The following is a 19,438-nucleotide window of genomic DNA, read 5'->3' as shown; positions in this document are numbered from 1 at the left end:
CATGCCTCTACAGGTGGGCGTTTAACCTTAACTGACGTTATTCCGGCGACTTTGCCTACTCCTCGCGCAAGATCCCTGCAGCCGAGCGCGTCGAAGTATTCCCGCGCACGATCCGCGCCTGGCAAGCGGCCTTCCAGTTGATAGCCGAGCTTGGTCGCCACTTATCATGCCCGGGTTGCCTGACCACGTCTGCAAGTCCAGCCGCACGATCGCGCGGAAGGCCGCAAACAGGTAGCCTGTCCAGCAGGCTGAGCGCCTCTGCTCCATAGCCTGCCCCCCACAACGCCGGGCGTCGCAGATCGAGATGCCCGCCGCTAACCAGTTCGTTTCCTCGCTGATCCAGTAGCGCGACACCCGCCCGATCAACTGATCTGACTTCTGAGCGCGATGATCAGGTTCTGGCGCGGCGTCGAGAAGTTGCCGCGAGGCGCGTTTTGATGCGCCTGACGATGCCCGGAGATGTCGTCCGCTTTGGGGCCGGGGTAGTACGGGCCGTCGAGCTCCTGCCACCGTTGACCGGGCTGCTGCCAGTGGGCGAATGCTTCCAGATCCGTCAGCATCCAGTCGCGCAAGTGCACGCGTTCGCCGCTCAAAATGATGCTTTCCACAGAGGCTGCTCGCTTTCCATAGGATAAATGTCTTCTCAGTCTTACCCGACTGCGGGTGCTGTTCAGCCATGTTCTGTGCTATTATGCCGGAATGCATGTATCTCTCTTGGCTCCAACCACCCGGTATATTCCGGGTTTGCACACGCTGCGCGTTTACGCAGCCCTATCCGTCGTCGTCGGGCATGTCCACGAATTCATCCCCGGCTGGTTCCCGATCGATGTGAATACGGGAATTCTGCGCAATCTGACCTGACCGGGGCGGAGCGGTGCTCTGTTCTATGCTCTCCGGCTTTCTGCTCACCTCGATCTCTGCTCTCCGACAAACAGCGGCAGCCGATTAAGCCCCTGCGCTTTTATGAACGCCGCCTGCGTCGCCTGGTGCCCGCTTATTATCTGGTGCTGGCCGTCAAGCAAGGTGAGCATCGCCACCGCGCCCGACTATGGGATCGTGTTTGGTCGCCAGTTCAACGCGCTTCAGTACCCGGCGACGGCGCTGTTCGCCGCTTCATCCCCTATGCTGGCGATGAACAGTGTCTCTGGCATGATCAGCCATTTCTGGAGTCCGAGTGTGGAAGTTATCTTCTACGGGCTGCTCCCGTGGGTGGTGCGCGCGCGCTTCATCCGGCTGACCTTCGGGTTGGTGATTGGCCTGCGCCCGCTGCTCCTCGCGCTGACTCCAGTCGAGAGCCCACTGCATCAGATTGTGCCTCTATCTCAAGGTGGATGCGCTCGCGCTGGGCGGGTTGGCCGCGTTTATGGCACTATCGCCGCGCGGCGGTCGAACGCAGCCCGCTGACCACGCGGCCCGCGCGGACCGCTTTGCTGGTGGTGCTCGGCCTGCTGATCGTCGCCGAAGTTCCCGCGCATGTCGTGGGATGGATTATGCGATGACGTTTTCGTCTTCGCGTGGTTGGATCCTGGAACATCAGCGCCGGGCATTTCGTGATCGAAAACCGCTTCGTGCGCTGGTTGGGCAACCTGACATACGGGATCTATTTGTGGCACTATGCTGGCGCTGAGTTCATCGTCGGGGCATCCGGGATGGCTGGGATCTGCGCTCCCCAGCGGTCTGGACCGAGCTGGCGCTGGGCCTATGTGGATACCTACCAGTTGATCGAACGCCCCATTCTGGGGGAGCGCCGACCACAAGCCACGCCGCCTCGACGCACGCTGCCTCGGGAGATGGAAGGAGCGTAAGGCGCAAACAGTGTCAGCTTACCGAGCACACGGCAAGCTGACACTGTTTAGACGACATTCGCAGTGCCCCGACACGCCGAATGCCAAACTCCAAAAGCCTCTTGACTATCGAATATCACTCTTACTAATATAGATCGAACTAGGCGACCTTGAGATGCCCATGAGGTGTGCGGTTCACCTTTTCTGACCTGGAGAAATGTCATGTCGAACAAGCGGGAACAACGACTGAATCAGGTTTTAGAATTCCTTTGGAAACGCACCGGGGTTGGTACAACTCGCAAGGAAATTGGAATTAAGGTCGGACTGAAATCTAACTCCTATGTTGGAGAATTACTTGATGAGCTCATTCGTCGTGGAAAGGCGTCGAAACAAATCGACTTCAGCGGCAAACGAATGCGTTATTTTGCTGCTCACACCAGTATTGTCAATACCGCGCACAGTGTCGGCTTAACTCCTCTTTACGATCCTATTACAACTTGGACATTTGATAATGATCATTGCTTTTTGTGTGGCGTTGTCCTCACGGCTACAAACAGAAGCGATGAACATGTTTTTCCAAAATGGTTGCAGCGTAAATACAACCTGTGGAATCAAACTCTAGAATTGCAGAATAGGACTACTATTCCCTACAAACAGGTGCTCATACCTTGCTGCGAGAACTGCAATACCAATTATCTTAGTCGATTGGAAGAGACAATCGCTAACGCTTATAACAACGGACTGGATGAGTTTCGAAACTCCCTAAACTGAGCGTGTTCCAATGGGTAGCGAAAATCTATTACGGCATTCTCTTTCGAGAGTTGTCGCTGTTACGTGATCGGAAAGACGCATCGCAAGGTTTTATCTTTACTGAGGAGCAACTACAGGAGTTCGCCACACTTCATCATTTCTTGCAGTCTGTAAGATTGCCCTTTGTCTTTCGAGGCTTCCAGCCGTGGTCAATGTTTATTCTCCGAATCCTAGATCATCCAATCGACTTAGCTTTCGACTACCACGACTTACTCTCTCCAATGGTTTTTGGCATACGAATGGGCGAAATAGGCTTGATTGTAGTTTTAGAAGACAGTGGTGTACAGGAGGTGATCAGTAAGCACTACTTTGAGGAAATTGACTTGCTTTCCCTGCATCGAATTCAGTTCGATGAAGTCTTTGCAAATGTAGTCTATGGTGCCTCTTTGATGAATCGCACCGTGAAGTACATGGTTTCTATGCCAAATAATCTAAGCAGACCTACAGAAGTCGTTCAGATGCCATTGATGGGCTTGTCCTCAAAACCAATACTAGACGAATGGGAACCCAAAGTATACGCGGAGGTTCTAAGCGTATATATGGAGCGCTACGGTATGACACTTCATGATGTCTTCCCGTCTTCTCAAGCGATATGGAGTATTATCCACAATCAAAATGATGAGTTATTGCAGCTTGATATCGATGGCAAACTTGTCAAGACGCTCTCACCTCTCTCCGGTGAACCGGATGAAGACGAAGATACTATTCGTGTTTAAGTAAGAATCAAACTTGAATCGAGCGAAAAAAGACGCTCCCAAGAAGGTCTACTGCGGCGACGTTCATAGGCCACCGACATCCTAATGCCAAACTCTGGCTTACTTGGGAGACATCCTTATGCCGCCCACACGCCTGATGCCAAACTCCAATAACCAAGAGCTATTTAAGATATTGAATAACCTGTGTTTTTTAGACTGCTTGTTGCATTATCAACTCTGACTTGAAGAGACTTATCTTTCCATCGCGTATCGCCTCAAACTGGGCGACCTCCATTTCAAACAAGATGTTGCCTTCATGATCGCCTGGGAAGCTTGCACCTCCCAATGTGTCTTCATAAATATCTATTAGTGACTCAAGTCCAGTAATAATTTTCCGGCACTCATCAACATATTCGCGTATATCTTTTTGAAAACGATTTCTGCTTCTTGCACCTTGTTCTTCTAGCTCCTCCATCAATTGATGCGCCTTCGCTGCTCGTTTGCGGTACGTATAGCATTTATCAAGTAAATAAGTTAGTTGGTAAGCCTCATCAGCAGATTTTTGACGTTCAGAATACTCGTGTTCGTAAATCGGTTTTGAGAATATGCGGGAAAATGAATTCCGAAATTTCACAGCAGCTCTTCCCAATTGCTGTGCTAATTCAATGCGATTTCTTCCAATAAGTTCAGTTCGCCATTTGTTTAACTCTCGACGGGCGATAAATAGCGCGCACAGGGGGATCAACACTCCCAACACATTTCCGAGAATCTGCGTGTAAACTAGTGCCTCGTTTTGGTTCATAGTGACCTTCATGAAACAAATTAGACTTTTAGCACTGAAGCGAGAGTTGTCTTACTTCATCGCCATTCTCAGCCCGCCGACACGCCGAATCAGAAACTTCGTTTTAGCAGCGAGAGTAGGCCAATTTCAGTAAAGGCAAGAAGGACTCCACCTGAGTAATGCCTGGTTCAAGCAGAAACTCATCTTGATCATGATCTTTGTCGTAGTTCGCCGCCTTGATTGGGAATAATTCAGCCTCAGCATGTACACGTTTAACATAGATATATAGTGTATTCCCTGCTCCGATCATGATTCCGAAAGCTACGTTGCGACGCTTGCGAGGTTTAAACGAACACCACGAGCTGTTAACTTGCTTGGCTAAATTCCAGCCCTGTTTGGCAATCACTTGCTCTAGTTCTTCAACAAAGCTGGTGTAGGTTTGGTTTGTCATTCGCGTTTCTCCTAGATTTGCCCTACTTCATTCCCATGCGCAAAGCCCCATCCAGTCGAATCACTTCGCCGTTGAGCATCACGTTTTCGACGATGGCCTGCGCCAACTGCGCGTACTCCTCCGGGCGACCGAGGCGCGATGGGAACGGCACCTGCTGCCCCAGCGACACGCGCGCGGGCTCCGGCAGAGCGGCGAGCAGCGGCGTGTCGAAGATGCCCGGCGCAATCGTCACCACGCGGATGCCCTCGCGGGCGAGGTCGCGGGCAATGGGCAGTGTCATGCCGACGATGCCGCCCTTCGAGGCCGAATACGCCGCCTGACCGATCTGCCCGTCGTAGGCCGCCACCGACGCCGTGTTGATGATCACGCCGCGTTCGCCTTCCGCGTTCGGATTGTTGGTCACCATGTGCGCCGCCACCAAGCGGATCACGTTGAATGTGCCGATCAAATTGATGCGGATGACCGTCTCGAAGACGTCCAGCGGATGCGCGCCGTTCTTGCCGACCGTTTTCATGGCCATGCCGATCCCCGCGCAGTTCACGGTGATGTTCACGCCGCCGAACGCTTCGACCGCCGTCGCAATGGCGTTCTGGATGTCGGCTTCGCTGGTCACATCGGCGCGCACCGCCCGCGCGTTCGCGCCGAGCGTCGCCGCCAGCGCCGCGCCCTTCTCCTCGTCCCGGTCGACGATCACAACTTTCGCGCCCGCCGAAATAAAGCGCGCCACCACACCGGCGCCCAACCCGGACGCGCCCCCGGTCACTAAAGCGACAGAATCTGTAAGCTGCATATCAAGTCTCCTTAAAATAAAGAAGTAGCGAGGACTAAGGACTGAGTTTATTTTCGTCTGCCGGTAGGCTTATCAGGTATCCATACCTAACCTTAGCAGCGTTTTTCTCAGTCCTGCGGTTCTCAGTCCTCAGTCCTCAATGCTCAGTCCTAAGTTTTGCCGAGTTCTTCCACGCTGAAGTCGAGGGCGATGATATACGACTGGTCGAGCAGCAGCAGCTTGGCGAGGCGCGAACGGCCGTGTTCGTCGGTGTTGTCGTCGGGGAGTTCTTCGTTGTCCGTGTGCTTGATGCCGTGATGTTCCAGCACCTTGCCGATGCGTTCCGCCAGCGGCTTGGGCATCACGCCGAGCACACCAAAGCCGCGCTTGAACAGCGTCGTCATGGGTGTCGAGCGGTTGATGTCGTCGGTATCGACCAGATGCCGCCAGCCGTCATAGGGGAGCACATGCGTCTGCGAAATATCCAGCACCAGCTCGTTGAGGTCTTTGGGCGTGCCGTCGAAGTACACGGCTACTTTGGGCGCGTTGTGGTGATACAGCAGCGGGTGCTCGTCCAGCAGGCGCAGCTTGCCGAACATGCCGACCGTCAGGCGGTGTTCGCGCACGCCGAGCGCGCGGACGATGTAGGTATGGCGCGGGCGCAGCCCTTCGGCGGCCTCATCGTAGATCGCCGTCTGGATGATCAGGTCGATCTGGTTGGGGACGCCACCCATCTGCGCGACGAGCAGCACGCCGTAATCCTGTTCGCCGCCCAGTTCGCTCAGCAGTTGGGGGCGTTTGGGCATCGGCTACGTCCTACGGAAAGTCTTGGTCGCCCAGTCGAGCGCCGGGAAGCCCACCGCTTTCAGGTCAGCGATCACCGCTTCGAGGTCATAGGGTACGCCGCGCAAATCGACCTGCACGTCGCCATCCTCGAAGGTGAACACGCCATACTGCGCGATCCCCGGTTTTTCGAACGACATGCCGACTGAGCCGACGTTGATCGCCCGCCAGCCGCCAATACTCAACGACCGATCCATTTGCCGATGGATGTGCCCGCCAATGCCAAGGCGTCCCTCGCGGTCGAGCAGGGCATCCGCCGCTTCTTCGTCGGTCGTTTCCGGCGTGAGGAAGCCTTCATCATCGCCCGGCGTGCCGTGATAGCCGATCACCGTGCCGTAACCAGGCACCTGCAGATCGCATTCGCCGGGGAGTTTGCGCAGGAAGTCGTATTCTTCGTAACTCAACTGCTCCAGCGCCCAGATCATGGCGCCGCCCATGTTGCGAAACGCGTTGATGAGGTTGGGCAGGTCTTCGGCTTTGTCGACACCCGCCGATTTGGCACGTGTCCCGTGCACAATCCAGCGATCCGTGTTGCCGCGAATGGCGCGGAACGTACCTTTTTTCTCGCCTTCCGCCGCCGCATCGGCGAACGCTTTGATCCGCCGGACACATTCCGCCGGACGCGGACCTATCGCCGCCAGATCGCCCAAAAACCACAGGTGATCCGACCCGCCGCGCGCTTCCAAATCCGCGAGCACAGCTTCGAGCGCGGTCAAATTACCGTGAATATCCGAAATGACTGCCAGACGCATAATGCACCTTTGCTAGAGTCGTCGGTCAACGCCCCTGTTATACCACCCGGCGGCGGGAAATTCCCGTTTCCGATAGATCAACCTCACCCCTAAATCCTCTCTCCTAGGCAAGCGGAGAGAGGGAAGACGTGGCGAACGCTGTTGTCTCCCCTCCCTGAATTCGGGGAGGGGGTCGGGGGTGGGGGCGGAAACGACGGACGCAATGAATTGCGTCCCTACAACGAACTGGAGAGTGCGGTCAGCTTTACCCGCGCGAGCGTTCCATCTGCACGGCCATGATGATGCCGAGGATCAGGCGGCGTTCGTCCTGTTCGGTGAGATTGGGGTCGAGGTTTTCGATGGTGAAGTTGCTTTCGAAGAAGGCCGGGCGCTTGCTCAACTTCAACACGCCTTCGCCCTCTTTGTCGGTGCCGCGATGCACGGTGTACGTTGGGTTGAGGAAGTAGCCGCTGAACATGCCGATGATGTCGATGTTGCTGGCGATGGTGTCCAACACTTTGACCCACGGATTATCTTCCGTCATGATGTGCGTGACCTGATCATTCGCGTCGTACATTTCGTAGGTCGCGCTCCAGATCGAGCGCATGCCCCGATGCTTGATGTGGCCGAGTTGGCGTCCGGTCGCGCTCTCGCTGAGGTGGTACTTGGCGGAAAAGTCGAAGATGCGGTCTGCGTTGATGCGGAAGAGTTCGTTTGTCTTGGCTTCATCCGCAAAAATGCGCACATCTTCTTTGAGCTTGAACGTCTTCTGATGCACGTACAGAATGAGCCGCCCGGTCGCATCGGTGACGCGAATACGCGGCGCTAAAGCGATCAGTTTGAAATTCAACGTCAGCGGATACTGGAGCATGATTCTAGTCCTTCTTGGTGTACGATTTTCAGGATTTACGCGCATAAAGGCTGGTTTCAATATAACATAGATAAGGTAAGCAGACGCCTTGACATCGCCGCCGCTCCCGATCTGACGCAATCGCCTCAGATCTAACCAAACCGTAACGCAGGCTGAGTGCGAGATTCATTTCTACACTGTGCCTGCGCGTGTTATACTGGCGTTCATGAATGATGCTGAACTGATCGCCGCCTTGAAACGGCGCGGCTTGACCAATGCAGTGAGTGTGCTTCTGGATGTGATCGGGCCGCTGGGGGTATTAGGCGCTCAGCTTCTATGGATAGCCCAGCCGACCGCCGGACTCTTTGGCGGGCGCGAGATCGTCGCCGGATTAGCGCGGACGCTTGAACAGCCGGATGGAGTCGAACGGCTGCGAGCCTTATTGGACGAGGATGCCTAGGTTGGATACGACGACGCAGTTCATCACGGTGGTGATCATATGCCTGACACTGCTCTCACTGGTGCAGGGCGCGCTGGTCGCGCGGCGGCGGAAAGATGCTTTTCCCCTGCGCCCGATTGCCGCCTATGCCTCGATTCCGACGATGGTCGGGACGGCGATTGAAGCCGGACGCCCCGTCCACATCTCGGTGGCGAATACCGGTCTGGGCGGCAGCAACACGCTCCTGACGTTAGCCAGTGCCGAATTGTTCTATCAAACGGCCGTCCGGGCCGAACCCACGATTCTCACCGCAAATGATCCGCTCGTGCTGCCGCTGAGTTATGTACTGCTCCAGCGAGCGTATGCGCGCCGTGGTCACGCTGACCGCTTCAGCGGACGCTACCTGCGCTGGTATCCGGCGCCCGCTCAACCGCTGGCCTTCGCGGGCGCGCTGACGACCACCCTCAGCGCGGATCAAGTGAGCGGAAGCATCCTGCTCGGCAATTTTGGCAGCGAACTCGCGCTCGTGCTCGATGCCGCCAACCGCCGCAAGCAGGGCAGCATCGCTTCCAGCGTCGATCTGACGGGGCAGGCGGTCGCTTACGCGCTGGCCGGGGACACGCTGATCGGCGAAGAGATGTTCGTCGCGGGCGCGTATCTCGGCGACAACACCGCCCAACGCGGCGCAGTCGTCGCGCTCGACACGCTGCGCTGGTTGCTGATCGGCGCGATTGTCGTCTACACCTTCGTCAGTCTGTATGAGCCTGTCCGCACCGCGCTCCTCGGGGGAGGCTGATTCATGCGTCGTCTTTTCGCAGCGCTTTCGACCGCCGTCGCCATGGGCTTTGGCCTGTTTATGCTGTGGGGCTTGGTCGCGGGCTCAGGTTTTGTCAACAGCTACGCCAATAATATTCTGAAGTTAGTGCTGCCGACGGTCGCCATTGGCGTGCTGATCGGCCTTCTCAACCTGCTGGGCGTGCATTTTGGGCGCATCCGGCGGCGCGAACGCCAGTGGGGCTACAGCCTGATTGTCATCGTGGCCGCCGCCGCCGTGATCATCTTGTGGCTGCTCAACGTCGACGATGTGAACCGTCTGCTGTTGGAAGACGTGCAGGTCGCCATCGAATCGGCGCTGGCGGGCTTGGTGCTCTTCGCGCTGGTGTACGGCGCGTACCGCATTATGAGCCGCCGGGTTTCGTGGGGAAACTTTCTGTTCATTTTGTCGCTGCTGGTCATTTTGATCGGGGCGCTGCCCTTGCGGGAAACCGCTTTTATTGCCGATGTGCGTGCTTGGTTACTCGCCGTTCCGGTGAGCGCGGGCGCGCGTGGGATTTTGCTCGGCATTGCGCTGGCGACGGTCGTCACCGGCGTGCGCGTTTTGATCGGGCAAGACCGTGCTTATCGTGAGTAAAAGAGTCTATGAGCAATAAGAACGATTTTCCCTCGTGGCTCGATGCACCGGATCCGGGTGGCGACGAGAACGACCAGCAACCTGAAAACGAGGGCGGCGAACTGCCCCCGTGGTTGAATCCCCAGGCGAACGCGCCGCAAGCCGACGCTGATGACGATGGCGGCGATCTCCCGCCGTGGCTGCAAGGGGAAGATCCGCCCGTTGTGTACAACTTCGGCGGCGCGGAACTCTCGGAAGAATACCTCTCCGGCGGCGATCAGCTCATCGACCGGCATGAGAGTGACATCACCTATGATGAGTGGGTGGCGCAGCAGGCCGAAGATGCCCGCCCCAAGAGCATCGACGAAGAAATTCCTGACCTGATTTCGGACATCCCCGACACCGGCGCGCTGACCGGCGAGTCGACGGGTGGCACGGGACAGCTCCCCGAATGGTTCCTCGGCCTCGAAGAACTGGACGAGAGCGAAATCCCCGACTGGTTCAAAGACGCGCAGGAGATCGAGGCCCCGCCGAGCGGCGCGCCCGGCGATCTCGCGCCGTGGATGATGGATCTCGTACAGACGGAGCCGCCGCCGGAACCCGCGCAGTCGGCTATGCTCGACGACGATGTCGAGACGTTCTTCAGCAGTATGGGCAGTGGTTTCCGCTTGGAAGAAGACGAACCGGTCGTCGACTGGTTTGCCGCGACCACGGGCAACGAGCCGACCACCACCGAAGAAGATGACTTCTTCGCGCAGTTTGGCGTCAAACCGCCTGCGCCGCCTACGTCACCCGCACCCAGTGCCGAACCCGTGCTCGCCGACGATGACTGGATCGAGCAATCCGCGCCGCCCACGTCGACGCTGCGCCCCTCCTCTGATTTGCCGGATGAAGAGTTCTACAAACAGTTCATCGAACCGCCCGCCGATGACACCGAACTGCCCGACGTGGACGCGTTCGGTGGGTCTGACATTGGCACGGGATCGCTGCCGCCCATCGATCTCGATGACGATGATCCCCACCCGGCGATGGATCTGCCTGACGATCTGTTCGCCTCGCTGGCGAAAAATCGCGAGGTCGCGGACGTTGAAGACCCAGATGTGAGCTGGTTCCTGAATGTGCCGCAGACGGGAAGTTTGCTGGCACCGGACGACGAGATCGCCGCGCCGACGCAGATTCGCCGCCCGTCCGTCGAAGACAGCAGCTCGCTGAGCTGGTTGAACGAGCTCGAAGATATCGTCTCGTCGGCGACCAGCGAACCGGCGGCTGAACCGCCGATGAGCGACTTCCTGACCGATGCGTCCGATGATCCGTGGGCGGCACTGCGTCAAAGCGACGCTGATGAGCCCGAAGCCGACTTGGATGAGTTTGATTGGGGACAGGTGGCGGAGACGCCCGCCGAGCCCGAAGCGCCGTCGATGGACTGGTTGAACGCCATCGGCGCTGCGCCCGAAGCGCTAACTGATGATGAACCCGCGGACGATCTGCCCGCTTTTACCGTGCCGACCAATCCCCCGCCCGCGCGCCCCGCCTTGAGCGGACTGCTCCAGCGGGCAGCCGAGCCCGAGCCGGAACCGCTTGACGAGGCGTGGAATACCATTCCCGACTCCCCGGCGGCGGATCTCCAGTGGGAAGCGGTGCCCGATCCGGACGATTCCGCCCTCGACCCGGTCAGCTACAGCGACGCGCTGCGCGGCTTCACATTGGACGATATCGATTTTGACGCGCCGCCGACGGACTGGGAGCTACCCGCCGGACTCGGTGCTGAGTCCGGTGTCGAAGAGATCGCGATGGACGATTTCTTAAGCGGCCTCGACCTCGAAGCCGCACCCAGCGCGGAAACGCCCGCTGGCGGTGAACTCAGCTTCACCGATATGCTGCGCGACCTGAATCAAGACGCCCCGCGCTTCGAAGAAGAGCCGGAATTCTCGTTTGCGGCGGAAAACGATGAAACGCATATTTCGGACGACGAGCTGTACAGCGGGTGGCTGACCGATGATCTGCTGGCGGACGAGGAAGACGCGCCGCCCGTTCAACCCGCCGCCGCGACGAGCGCCGAAGATGATTTCTTCGCGCTCATCGAAAAGGGCATCGATCACAACCTAATCCGGGACTCCGGCTATCTCAGCGACGATCAGCCCGAATTCGAACTGCCGACCTTTGACGCGGTGCCGGAACCAACGGCGTTCGCTGCCGAACCGAGCTTCGAACTGCCGTCGACCGACGATTTACGCCTGCAGTTTGGCGACCTGTCAGATACGCCAAGCGACGATGCGGAATTCGAACTGCCGACGGCTGATGATTACGCTCAGCCGTGGATGGCGGCTGCCAGCGCTGCCGAGCCGAGCTTTGAACTGCCGTCGACCGACGATTTACGCCTGCAGTTCGGCGATCTGTCGGACACGCCGGGCGACGATGCCGAATTCGAACTACCGACGGCTGAGGATGATGATCAGCCGTGGGGAGCCGCAACGCCCGGTGAAGAACCCGCGTTCGAACTGCCCAACACCGATGAGCTGCGGCAGCGGTTTGGCGACCTGACGCCCGCCGCGGAGCCGACCTTCGAACAACCCGGCGATGGGGAATTCAGTCGGCAGTTCGGTGAGCCTTCAGATACGCCCATAGAGGAAGCCTCGTTCGAGCTCCCGACCGCGGAAGACTTTGATTTCCTTTCGCTGGACGCCGCGGCCACCACTGACGACGACATCGAGCTGCCGGGGACGGGCGACCTGAACTTCGACTTCTTCGCCACGTCCGAGCCCGTCGTGGAGCCCACCGCCGATGATTTCGACTTCGAGTCGGTGTTTGCGGAATTGGCTCCCGAACCGGAACCGTCCGCGCCCGCCGAGCCGGAAAACGACTTTGATTTTCAGGCGGTGTTCGGCGATGTGGGTGAGCCGGGGACGCAGGCCGAATACGCAGTCGTGGGCGACGCGCTGAGCTTTGACGCTGAGGACGAAGTCACCGACGACGAAGCGCTCGAAGCGCCTGTCGCGGAAATCGAGGAAGAAGTCGACGAGTCTGAGGAGCTGGCGTACGAACTGCCCTCGTTCGAAGCGCCCGAATTCCAGGTCGACCGGGAGATGGAAGCGCTGGAGGACGAGCCGATCGCCTTCCCGGATTTTGGCTGGGATCACATCGACGAAGAGACCGACAGCCCGGCGTATCAAGTGGAGCCGCCCGCCGAACTCATGGAAGATGTCAGCGACATTTTCGCCGAGCAGCCGCCGAACGCCGATGGTTGGGTGCGCCCGGAAGAAGAAGAGCTCATCCGCGAGGAAGTGCTGCCGAACACTGGCGAACTCTTCTCCATGTTTGATGAACTCGAAGATGCGCCGAACCAACCCACCACCGAAGATGAGTTGTTCGCGGCGGATGTCGATTGGCTGGGCGACGACGCCTATGTCGAGCGCATGCGCGATCTCTCCACCAAGAAGACGGACTCGCTGCCCGACTTCGACAGTCTGTTTGGCGCGCCGGAAACGCCCGCGGACGACGATCTGTCGATGTTTGAGCCGGAAGCTGCGCCCGACTATAACGCCGCCGAATTGTTCGCCTCGTTTGACGCCGTCTCAGCGATGGATGACGTCCCGACCACGCCCCTGCCGAAGACCGGGCCGCTGCCCGTGTTTGACGCGGTGTCCGCCTTTGAATCGGATGGCGATACCGGGGCACTGGCGTTTGAAATCGATGATATCGATGCCTATCTGCAGTCGCTGGATAGTCCGGAAGTCAAGCGGCAGACGGGCGATTTCTTCGGGACACAGCAGGATGTTGACCTCGACGAGCTCTTCAACGAGGAGCTGATCGAAGACGACCCGAACGCGCTGCCCAACCCCGATCTCGAAGGCTTAGCCCCGGCCACCGGGTTGGATTGGCTGGGCGCGAATGTCGTCGGTTCGGTGTCGGCGGGTGCGATTGCGCGCCAGATGGGCGACAGCAAGCCGCCGGAAGAACTGCCGGATCGGTTGAAGAAGCTGCGCCAGCGCGCGGACCAAATTCCTGACGAGGAAGACGCGAACTGGATCACCGACTCGCTGGCCTACGTGCTGCCGGGCGTGATCTCCACGCTGACGCCCGCGCCGCTGCGCACCGACGAATTGAATCCGGTCGGGGCGAACACGGTCGCGCTTACGCCGGAACAAACCGAGCATGTCGGCCTGCTGCGGTCGATGCTGGCGCTCGACATCAAGCCGCAAAAACTCAACGCCATTGAGCTGACCTACGATTCGCCGTTCGCGCCGGACATCGCCGATCATCCCGATACCATCGTCCACGAAACGTCCGATGCCGCGCCCGTGGTGCCCGTGCCCGTCGCCCAGCCAAAGGCGCGTCCGCGTCCCTCGCTGGAACGCTGGTTTGTCGCGCTGATCGTGCTGGCCGCTGTGATTGCTCCGTATTTCATCGGCCAACTGCGCATCGGCGACTTGCCCCCTGCGGTGTTTGGGGCAGGCAGTCGCGGTGAAGTGGCCTTTGCGCGCGTCGACGCGCTCAACCCCGGCGACCTGCTGCTGATCGGCGCGGAATATGGCGCGACGGCGGCGGCGGAACTCGACCTGATGACCGACAGCCTGATCCGCCATGCGCTGCTGCGCGGGGCGCGTCCGGTGATCATCAGCAGCAATCCGGTCACTCAGCTCCGCGTCAACAACCTGATCGGCTCGATCAACACCGATGCGGACTTCCTCAACCGGATGCGCGCCCGTGACGGTCTGCAAGCCAACCTCGACTACTTCGTCGTGCAGTATCTGCCGGGGAGCGTGCTCGGTCTGCGCGCCTTCAGCGGCGACTCGGCGGCCTACGTGCTGACCGATATCACCGGGCAGTCGACAGGCTTGTACATCAATTCGCTCGATGCCTTCGCGCTCGTGGCGCTGATCGCTGAACGTCCCGAAGATGTGCGCGCCTACGCCGAACAGATCGCGCCGCTGGTCGGCCAACCGCTGATCGCGGCGGTCTCCTACAGCGCCGCGCCGCTCACCGAACCTTACGCGGACTCGCCCGTCACCAGCGGTTCGCCCATCGCGGGCTTGCTCGTCGGCTACGGCGATGCCTACACCTACAGCGGCCTGCTCGCCTCGGTCATCCCGGTGGAGCGCAGCCGCATTCCGGATCTGCCCACGCCGCAGCCGACGCCTGTGCAGCCGGAAGCCACGCCCGTTGCCCCGGTCGCCGCGGAAGCGACACCGGAAGCGACCGATGAGGCGACGCCCGAAGACACGACCGCCGGGGAAACGCCCGCGGCGGCTGAGGTATTCGCGACGGTGTCGTCGAGCGGGAATGTACGCGTGCGCGGCGGCCCCGGCACGGATTTCGACATCGTCGATAATCTGGCGAACGGGACGCGCGTGCAGGTGCTCGGCTACAACGACACGGGCGACTGGGTCAACGTGCGCTTGGACGACGGCGTCGAAGGCTGGATTTCGCTCTCGCTGCTGGAAATCACCACGCCGAAACGCGCGCCCAAACCCCCGGTGATCAGCAAGCGCACCGTGAGCAAACCCGTCCAGCAGGACGACCCGACGCCGGAAGTCACCGCGCCGGAAGCGTCTCCGACGCGTACGCCGCGCCCGACGCGCACCCCACGTCCCACCCTGCAGCCGACTGCCGAACCGACGGCTGAAGTCACCGCGGAAGCGACCGTGGAAGCAACAGCGGAGGCGACCGCGGAAGCCGCCTTCGTCTACACCCCGCCACCCACGCTCGCCGCCCGCGATGCGCGCTGGTATTCGCAAACGCTCGGCACGCTGGCCATTGCGACATTGATCGCAGTTGGAGCGGTCTTTAACGTGATCCGCGCCCTGTTCCAGAGGAGACGCAGCCGCTAACTATGGATCAACTAGGCTTATGGGTTGGTTTTATCCTAACGCTGATGGTGTTCAGCTATCTGCTGGGCGACAACGTGCTTTACCGCTTGGCCGTGTATGTGTTCGTTGGTCTGTCGGCGGGCTTTGTCACGATTGTCACCCTCGATAGCGTGCTGCTCCCGTGGTTTCGGGACGCGCTCAGCGCGGGGTCGACCAGCAACCTGATTCTCGGCATCATCCCGTTGGTTCTGGGCGCTTTCCTGCTCCTGCGCATGACCAAACGCTTCAACGCGCTCGGCACGCTGGCCCTCGCCCTGATCATCGGCGTGGGGGCGGCGGTGGCGCTGGTCGGCGCGATCAGCGGGACGCTCGTCCCACTGGCCAATACGACGGCGGGGGCGCCGGGCAGCGACGCGCTGAACGGTTTCATCCTCGTCATCGGGGTCGTTTCGACCCTAGTCTACTTCCAATATTTGGCTCGGCGCGTTCCGGGCGGCGCAATTCGCCGCGGGGCGTTCGTGCGGACGGTAGGCGCGGTCGGTCAGGGATTCATCGCCGTGACGTTAGGCGCATTGTATGGCGGCGCGATCCTGACCGGGTTAGTGATCTTTAGCGAACGCATCGCCTTTCTTATCGGACGCATCGGCGGAGGCTAGGCAGCATGTCCATCAGCCGTTCCACATCCATACTGGCAGTAGATTTTGGCAATGTGAATACCCGCGCCATCTTGATCGATCTGGTCGATGGCGTGTATACCCTCGTCGCGCAGGCGCAGGAACAAACTACGGCGGGCTTCCCGCACGGTGATGTCGGCGTGGGCTTTGTGCGCGTGCTGACGCAGCTCAGCGTGAGCACCGGGCGGCGGCTCATCTCCCCGGATGGCCGCGTGATTTCGCCCGAAGAAACCGACCGCACCGGCGTCGATCTCTTTTTGGCGACGGCGAGCATCGGGCGGCCGCTGCGCACGATTTTGCTCGGTCTGGTCGGCGAAATGAGCATCGCCAGCGGCAAACGCGCCGCCGCGGGCACCTACGTCGACATTGTCGAGACGATCAACCTCGGCGAAAACCGTTCGCTGGAAGACCAGCTCAACGCCATCACGCTGGCGCGCCCGGACCTGATCTTCATCACCGGGGGCACGGAAGGCGGCGCGGAAGGCCCAGTGCTCGAACTGGTGCAGATGGCGCGCACCGCCATTCGTTTGCTGCCCAAAAATGTCAAACCGATTGTGTTATATGCGGGTAATAGTGCCGTTATTCCGCAAATCCACGAATTATTTGACACGCAAACTGGTCTTTTAATTGCCGATAATGTACGCCCTACGCCGGAACGCGAAGCGCTGGAATCGGCGCAGAAGGCGCTGGCGCAAGCCTACAATAACTTTACGGAAAAGCGCGGCCTCGGCTTTGACGTGATCGCCGAGATGAGCGCGATTGGCGTGGTGCCGACGGCGCAAAGCTACCAGACGATCATCGATTATCTGGGGCGGACGACCCGCGGCGGCGTGCTGGCGGTCGATGTGGGCAGCGCGGTCAGCACCGTGTCCGCGTCGGTCAAACGCTTCACCGCGACCAGCATCCGCACCGATATCGGCCTGGGGCACAGCGCGAACAATATTCTGTACGGCGTCTCGCTCCCGTCGGTGCGCGATTGGCTGCCCTTCGCTGCGACCGACGCCGAAATCACCGCCTATGCGATGAACAAAGCCCTGCGCCCGGCCAGCGTGCCGGAAACCGTGCGCGAACTCTACCTCGAACATGCGCTGCTGCGCGCCGCGCTGCGGACGCTGGTGCGCGATGCGCGCCCCACGTGGACGCCGGACTCCGCGCCGGATAAGGCCGACGCACCGCTGCCGTATTTCGAACGCATCATCGGGGCAGGCGCGGCGCTCACCGGGACGGGACAACCACTCCTGACCGCTATGCTGCTGCTCGACTCGTTCCAGCCCGTCGGCGTGACGCGCTTGCAAGCCGACCGCCACGCGCTGATCCCGGCGTTGGGCGCGCTGGCCTACATCATCCCGGAGGCGGTGGTGCAGGTGCTGGATGGCCGCAACCTCGAAGATCTGGGCATCTGCATCAGCCTGAGCGGCAACCCGCGCAAGGGGCGTGCCGCCTGCCGCGTGCGTGTCACCGATGAGCGCGGCGAAGTCAGCACGTATAATGTGATGGGCGGCACGATTTTCAGCATTCCGCTGCCGCTGGGCGTTGCCGCGAACGTGCAGGTGAGCGCGTCGGGCGGCGTGAGCATCAACGGCAAGCGGCGGCTCAAAATTGATGTGATCGGCGGCACCGCGGGCGTGATCATCGATGCGCGCGGGCGCGTGCTGCCGCTGGAACGGTCGCCGCGTGGCTTGGCGGGTCAGCTCCCGGCGTGGTACGAGCAGGCAACGGGGGTCAAACACGACATCCCGGACGATTGGCTCGCCGCGCCCGAGGCGCCCAAAGCGGAAGCCCAGGCCCAGAAACGGCAGGAACGCCGCAAGAAGCGGCAGACGGCGACCGAAGATGAGCCGATCTTCAGTGTGACGGGCGACCCGAAGGCGGAGCCCAAGAAACGCGGACGACCGCGTAAGGCCACGCAGGCAGAGGCGCCCGCTCCCACTCCGAAGGAAGAAGAGGTCGATGACTTACGCGATTTACTTTCCTAGTCACCGCCATATGCTCGCGAGCGCCCAACTGCGCCGCGAACGCACCCTGCCCGACCTGAGCGTGCGCGTCGAAGTGGGCAACATGACGCGCGTCAGCTTGTCGGATGTTGTGCTGCGCGGGATTCAACCGGCGCCGTTTGCGGTGATTGACGCGGCGCGCTTCTTTGGGCTGCGCCGTCCGGAGCAGCTGCCCGACCTGATGGAAGCGCGGCAGGGCGACCGCATCGAAGAGGGGCAAACGCTGGCGATCAAGGCGCGCGGCAAACGGCTCCTCGCCCCGATCAGCGGGACGATCATGTTTGTTGGCGATGGCAAGATCATCTTACAGCAAACACAGGGCGTCGTCGAAGTCGAAGCGGGCATGAACGGCATGGTGGTCGAGGTGGTGCAGGGGCGCAGCGTGACAGTCGAGGCGTATGGCGGCGTGCTGCAAGGCCTGTGGGGCAACAACCGCCGCGCCGTGGGCACGCTGAGCATGGAACCGCGCGAAGGCGTCGAGAAGATTCGCGCTGATGCGATGGATACGGAACTGCGCGGCGCGATCATCGTCACGCGGCAGCCTGTGCGCCAGAGCACGATCGACGTGATGGAACAGCAGGGCTTTCGCGGGTTGATCGCCCCGAGCATGGAACCCGACCTGATCGACGCGGTGCTGAAACTCCAGCGTCCGGTGCTGCTCACCGAAGGCTTCGGCTCGATGCGCATGAACACCACGACGATCAATTTCCTGATTGATATGCAGGGCAAACAGGCGACGTTGGACGCCGTACTGCCCGCGGCGCTCGAGCCGCGCATCCCCGAAGTGGTGATCAACGTGCCGCTCACGGGGAACAACCGTCCCAACCCACCCAATACGATGCAGCCGCTGCGGCGGGGCGACAATGTGCGCTTACGCTCCGGCGTTACGGGGAAAATCAGCGATTTGCCAAAAACCCCTATCCTGTTGGACAATGGATTGCGTATGATGTGCGCTCAGGTCGAACTGGCGGGTGGTGAAAAGGTCACTGTACCACTAGCGAACATCGACTATTTAGGCTAATAATTTACCCAAAGCTGTTACCCGCTGCGGGAAGGGGGAACATGAGCAACCGCGACCAGAACGACTTTGACGATTTCGAGAATGATCCTTTTAATTTTGGGGATGAACCAGAAGACGACCTTGGCGCCGATTTTTTTGACGACGATGCGGTCGCCAACGTTGGGGATGATCTCGACGACGACATGCCCGTCATCGAGGAGCAGGAAGAAGAACGGGGCGGCAACCGCACGTTTTTGCTCGTCGCCATCCTGCTAATCCTCGTACTGGTCGTCGGCTTGGGCGCGGTTTTGTTCCTCGCGACCCGGAATACCGGCCCGACCGAAATAGAATTCACGACGACGGCGATTGTGGCGTACAACGAGACGCAGATGGCCTTTGGCGCGCTGACGGCGACGGCGG

General features: G+C 60.0%; 19 protein-coding genes. 12 read left to right on the top strand and 7 right to left on the bottom strand.

All coding sequences use genetic code 11. The features are described 5' to 3' along the window. Positions 1-362: 362 nt before the first annotated feature. A complete protein-coding gene (locus tag IPK17_RS19745) occupies positions 363-608 on the bottom strand; it encodes a hypothetical protein (protein ID WP_343419415.1) in 246 nt (81 codons plus the stop codon). A gap of 106 nt (positions 609-714) precedes the next feature. Between IPK17_RS19745 and IPK17_RS19740 the strand changes: the two genes are divergently transcribed. The 5 genes from IPK17_RS19740 (at position 715) to IPK17_RS19720 (ending at position 3,310) form a co-directional block, all read left to right on the top strand. After that, positions 715-861 (top strand): hypothetical protein, encoded by a 147-nt coding sequence (locus tag IPK17_RS19740; RefSeq protein ID WP_343419414.1) that lies wholly within the window; start codon positions 715-717, stop codon positions 859-861. Between the two features lie 162 nt (positions 862-1,023). After that, a complete protein-coding gene (locus tag IPK17_RS19735) occupies positions 1,024-1,404 on the top strand; it encodes a hypothetical protein (protein ID WP_343419413.1) in 381 nt (126 codons plus the stop codon). Positions 1,405-1,514: 110 nt separating this feature from the next. Beyond that, positions 1,515-1,805: a hypothetical protein gene (locus IPK17_RS19730; protein ID WP_343419412.1), complete on the top strand. Its 291-nt coding sequence runs from the start codon at positions 1,515-1,517 to the stop codon at positions 1,803-1,805. Positions 1,806-2,006: 201 nt separating this feature from the next. Beyond that, a complete protein-coding gene (locus tag IPK17_RS19725) occupies positions 2,007-2,555 on the top strand; it encodes a hypothetical protein (RefSeq protein ID WP_343419411.1) in 549 nt (182 codons plus the stop codon). 2 nt (positions 2,556-2,557) lie between these two features. After that, positions 2,558-3,310: a hypothetical protein gene (locus tag IPK17_RS19720; RefSeq protein WP_343419410.1), complete on the top strand. Its 753-nt coding sequence runs from the start codon at positions 2,558-2,560 to the stop codon at positions 3,308-3,310. Between the two features lie 190 nt (positions 3,311-3,500). On the opposite strand, the gene IPK17_RS19715 is transcribed toward IPK17_RS19720, so the two are convergent. The 6 genes from IPK17_RS19715 to IPK17_RS19690 all read right to left on the bottom strand — a co-directional run bounded on the left by IPK17_RS19715 (position 3,501) and on the right by IPK17_RS19690 (position 7,735). Beyond that, complete coding sequence (locus tag IPK17_RS19715; RefSeq protein WP_343419409.1) at positions 3,501-4,091, bottom strand: hypothetical protein; 591 nt, start codon at positions 4,089-4,091, stop codon at positions 3,501-3,503. A 103-nt stretch (positions 4,092-4,194) separates the two neighbouring features. Beyond that, positions 4,195-4,521 carry a hypothetical protein gene (locus IPK17_RS19710; protein ID WP_343419408.1) on the bottom strand — a complete coding sequence of 109 codons (327 nt, stop codon included), beginning with the start codon at positions 4,519-4,521 and terminating at the stop codon, positions 4,195-4,197. A gap of 22 nt (positions 4,522-4,543) precedes the next feature. Next, entirely contained in the window at positions 4,544-5,311 is a 768-nt protein-coding gene (locus IPK17_RS19705) for a 3-hydroxyacyl-CoA dehydrogenase (RefSeq protein ID WP_343419407.1), read from the bottom strand. A 149-nt stretch (positions 5,312-5,460) separates the two neighbouring features. Further along, entirely contained in the window at positions 5,461-6,096 is a 636-nt protein-coding gene (locus IPK17_RS19700) for a hypothetical protein (RefSeq protein ID WP_343419406.1), read from the bottom strand. Positions 6,097-6,099: 3 nt separating this feature from the next. Beyond that, a complete protein-coding gene (locus IPK17_RS19695) occupies positions 6,100-6,885 on the bottom strand; it encodes a metallophosphoesterase family protein (RefSeq protein ID WP_343419405.1) in 786 nt (261 codons plus the stop codon). A gap of 244 nt (positions 6,886-7,129) precedes the next feature. After that, positions 7,130-7,735 carry an LURP-one-related family protein gene (locus IPK17_RS19690; protein ID WP_343419404.1) on the bottom strand — a complete coding sequence of 202 codons (606 nt, stop codon included), beginning with the start codon at positions 7,733-7,735 and terminating at the stop codon, positions 7,130-7,132. A gap of 205 nt (positions 7,736-7,940) precedes the next feature. Here IPK17_RS19690 and IPK17_RS19685 point away from each other — a divergent pair, with 205 nt between their 5' ends. The 7 genes from IPK17_RS19685 to IPK17_RS19655 are packed head-to-tail and all read left to right on the top strand — an operon-like array spanning position 7,941 to position 19,039. Further along, a complete protein-coding gene (locus tag IPK17_RS19685) occupies positions 7,941-8,174 on the top strand; it encodes a hypothetical protein (RefSeq protein ID WP_343419403.1) in 234 nt (77 codons plus the stop codon). A gap of 1 nt (position 8,175) precedes the next feature. Continuing rightward, on the top strand, positions 8,176-8,949 hold the full coding sequence (locus IPK17_RS19680) for a DUF6754 domain-containing protein (RefSeq protein ID WP_343419402.1): 774 nt from the start codon (positions 8,176-8,178) through the stop codon (positions 8,947-8,949). Between the two features lie 3 nt (positions 8,950-8,952). After that, positions 8,953-9,564 carry a hypothetical protein gene (locus IPK17_RS19675; RefSeq protein ID WP_343419401.1) on the top strand — a complete coding sequence of 204 codons (612 nt, stop codon included), beginning with the start codon at positions 8,953-8,955 and terminating at the stop codon, positions 9,562-9,564. Between the two features lie 8 nt (positions 9,565-9,572). Beyond that, complete coding sequence (locus tag IPK17_RS19670) at positions 9,573-15,371, top strand: SH3 domain-containing protein (protein WP_343419400.1); 5,799 nt, start codon at positions 9,573-9,575, stop codon at positions 15,369-15,371. Positions 15,372-15,373: 2 nt separating this feature from the next. After that, on the top strand, positions 15,374-16,006 hold the full coding sequence (locus IPK17_RS19665) for a hypothetical protein (RefSeq protein ID WP_343419399.1): 633 nt from the start codon (positions 15,374-15,376) through the stop codon (positions 16,004-16,006). 5 nt (positions 16,007-16,011) lie between these two features. After that, the gene (locus tag IPK17_RS19660; protein ID WP_343419398.1) at positions 16,012-18,000 is read left to right on the top strand and encodes a glutamate mutase L; all 1,989 of its coding nucleotides are present in this window, start codon (positions 16,012-16,014) and stop codon (positions 17,998-18,000) included. Further along, positions 17,975-19,039, top strand: coding sequence for a hypothetical protein (locus IPK17_RS19655; RefSeq protein WP_343419397.1), 1,065 nt, complete (start codon positions 17,975-17,977; stop codon positions 19,037-19,039). Before IPK17_RS19660 ends, IPK17_RS19655 begins: the two co-directional genes overlap by 26 nt. Positions 19,040-19,438 lie beyond the last annotated feature (399 nt).

The sequence above is a fragment of the Candidatus Flexifilum breve genome, assembly GCF_016713355.1.
The sequence above is the reverse complement of the archived record's forward strand: the minus strand, read 5'-3'. Positions and strand labels throughout refer to the sequence as shown.

Coding starts and splice junctions, on each gene's coding strand:
- IPK17_RS19685 (WP_343419403.1), top strand. CDS start 7,941: ATGAATGATGCTGAACTGATCGCCGCCTTGAAACGGCGCGGCTTGACC.
- IPK17_RS19725 (WP_343419411.1), top strand. CDS start 2,007: ATGTCGAACAAGCGGGAACAACGACTGAATCAGGTTTTAGAATTCCTT.
- IPK17_RS19715 (WP_343419409.1), bottom strand. CDS start 4,091: ATGAACCAAAACGAGGCACTAGTTTACACGCAGATTCTCGGAAATGTG.
- IPK17_RS19700 (WP_343419406.1), bottom strand. CDS start 6,096: ATGCCCAAACGCCCCCAACTGCTGAGCGAACTGGGCGGCGAACAGGAT.
- IPK17_RS19695 (WP_343419405.1), bottom strand. CDS start 6,885: ATGCGTCTGGCAGTCATTTCGGATATTCACGGTAATTTGACCGCGCTC.
- IPK17_RS19710 (WP_343419408.1), bottom strand. CDS start 4,521: ATGACAAACCAAACCTACACCAGCTTTGTTGAAGAACTAGAGCAAGTG.
- IPK17_RS19675 (WP_343419401.1), top strand. CDS start 8,953: ATGCGTCGTCTTTTCGCAGCGCTTTCGACCGCCGTCGCCATGGGCTTT.
- IPK17_RS19690 (WP_343419404.1), bottom strand. CDS start 7,735: ATGCTCCAGTATCCGCTGACGTTGAATTTCAAACTGATCGCTTTAGCG.
- IPK17_RS19705 (WP_343419407.1), bottom strand. CDS start 5,311: ATGCAGCTTACAGATTCTGTCGCTTTAGTGACCGGGGGCGCGTCCGGG.
- IPK17_RS19670 (WP_343419400.1), top strand. CDS start 9,573: ATGAGCAATAAGAACGATTTTCCCTCGTGGCTCGATGCACCGGATCCG.
- IPK17_RS19660 (WP_343419398.1), top strand. CDS start 16,012: ATGTCCATCAGCCGTTCCACATCCATACTGGCAGTAGATTTTGGCAAT.
- IPK17_RS19655 (WP_343419397.1), top strand. CDS start 17,975: ATGACTTACGCGATTTACTTTCCTAGTCACCGCCATATGCTCGCGAGC.
- IPK17_RS19665 (WP_343419399.1), top strand. CDS start 15,374: ATGGATCAACTAGGCTTATGGGTTGGTTTTATCCTAACGCTGATGGTG.